The sequence below is a fragment of the Massilia sp. CT11-108 genome, from assembly GCF_047302915.1.
Lineage (GTDB): Bacteria > Pseudomonadota > Gammaproteobacteria > Burkholderiales > Burkholderiaceae_D > Telluria > Telluria orientalis.
This window is the reverse complement of the sequence record NZ_JBKYMO010000935.1, coordinates 1-1,243: the sequence shown is the minus strand read 5'-3', so window position 1 is coordinate 1,243 and position 1,243 is coordinate 1. Positions and strand designations below refer to the sequence as shown.

The window sequence follows — 1,243 nt, the reverse complement described above, 5'->3', positions numbered from 1 at the left end:
ACTTTCACGCGCCGGCCGTCGGCCAGCGCGTGAAAGTCAACCACGTGTGGCTGCAGGTGGCCGGCGTGCTGGCCGACCGCACGCCCAGCAAGTCGGAGTTCGAAGGCGTCAAGCTGGGCCTGGACGACGAGCGCCTGTTCGTACCGTGGGAAACGGCCCGCGCGCGCTTCAGCTTCCGCCGCATCGAGGACGAGGTGGACGGCATCAGCGTGCGCCTGGACGGCCAGGTCGCGCCGGACGACGCGGCGCGCGTGCTGCAGGCGGTCATCCACCAGCGCCATGGCGGCGTCGACGACACGAACCTCATCGTGCCCATGGGCCTGTACCGCCAGAACCAGCAGACGCAGCGCATCTTTACCATCGTCATGAGTTCGATCGCGGCAGTCTCGCTGCTGGTGGGCGGCATCGGCATCATGAACATCATGCTGGCCAATGTGCTGGAGCGCCGGCGCGAAGTGGGCCTGAAGCGCGCACTGGGCGCGCGCCGCCGCGACGTGGTGGAACAATTCCTGGCCGAGGCGCTCGTGATCGCCGTCAGCGGCGCCCTGCTCGGCCTCGTGCTGGGCGCCGTAGCCGCGTACAGCATCGCCGCGCTGGCCGGGTGGTCGGTGGCGTGGTCGCCGGTGAGCCTGCTGCTCGCGGTGCTGGCATGCGTGGCGGTCGGGCTCGGGTTCGGCGTCTACCCCGCGCGCCAGGCGGCGGCGCTCGACCCGATCGCCGCCCTGCGCAGCGACGGCTGAAGGTCAGTCCATGTGGAACACGGGCTCCATCATCGCCCAGTGCTCGCCTTCGGCCCGGCTGGCCAGCGGCACCTGGCACGGGCTGCAGAACGTCCACCAGCGCTGCGTTTCCGGATCGGCCGCGATATGCGCCATGTCGGCGGCGAAATCGGTGCCGTGGTATTCCCAATAGCCGAACAACAGGTTTTCCGGCTCGCGCAGGAAGATCGTGTAGTTGCGCACATTGGCTTCCGCGAGGCGGGCCAGCACTTGCGGCCACACGGCCGCGTGCAGCGCTTTGTATTCCGCGATCTTTTCCGGCTCGATGCCGATGACCATTCCCATTCTTTGCATATAAGACTCCTCAATCGATACGGTAGAAACGCAGGGCATTCAGCCCGAACACGGCAAGCCGGTCGGCACCGGCCAGTCCGTCCAGCAGGGACGCGCAGGCGGCGAGCCAGCGCCCATAATCGGCGGCCAGGTGCAGCACCGGCCAGTCGCTGCCCCAGATCAGGCGCTGC

The 1,243-nt window shown here is 68.2% G+C and carries 3 protein-coding genes; 1 reads left to right on the top strand and 2 read right to left on the bottom strand.

Going from position 1 to position 1,243, the window contains the following annotated elements; translation table 11 throughout:
• On the top strand, nt 1-740 hold a 740-nt coding region (locus ACEN88_RS32145), incomplete at its 5' end, for an FtsX-like permease family protein (RefSeq protein WP_413346262.1).
• Between the two features lie 3 nt (nt 741-743).
• On the opposite strand, the gene ACEN88_RS32140 is transcribed toward ACEN88_RS32145, so the two are convergent.
• Both ACEN88_RS32140 and ACEN88_RS32135 read right to left on the bottom strand, forming a co-directional pair.
• Nucleotides 744-1,073: an L-rhamnose mutarotase gene (locus tag ACEN88_RS32140; protein ID WP_413346260.1), complete on the bottom strand. Its 330-nt coding sequence runs from the start codon at nt 1,071-1,073 to the stop codon at nt 744-746.
• 10 nt (nt 1,074-1,083) lie between these two features.
• The gene (locus ACEN88_RS32135; protein ID WP_413346264.1) at nt 1,084-1,233 is read right to left on the bottom strand and encodes an amidohydrolase family protein; all 150 of its coding nucleotides are present in this window, start codon (nt 1,231-1,233) and stop codon (nt 1,084-1,086) included.
• Between the last annotated feature and the right edge of the window lie 10 nt (nt 1,234-1,243).

Bases quoted from the DNA above. Each gene is read 5' to 3' on its own strand.
- ACEN88_RS32140 (WP_413346260.1), bottom strand. From the start codon at position 1,073: ATGCAAAGAATGGGAATGGTCATCGGCATCGAGCCGGAAAAGATCGCG.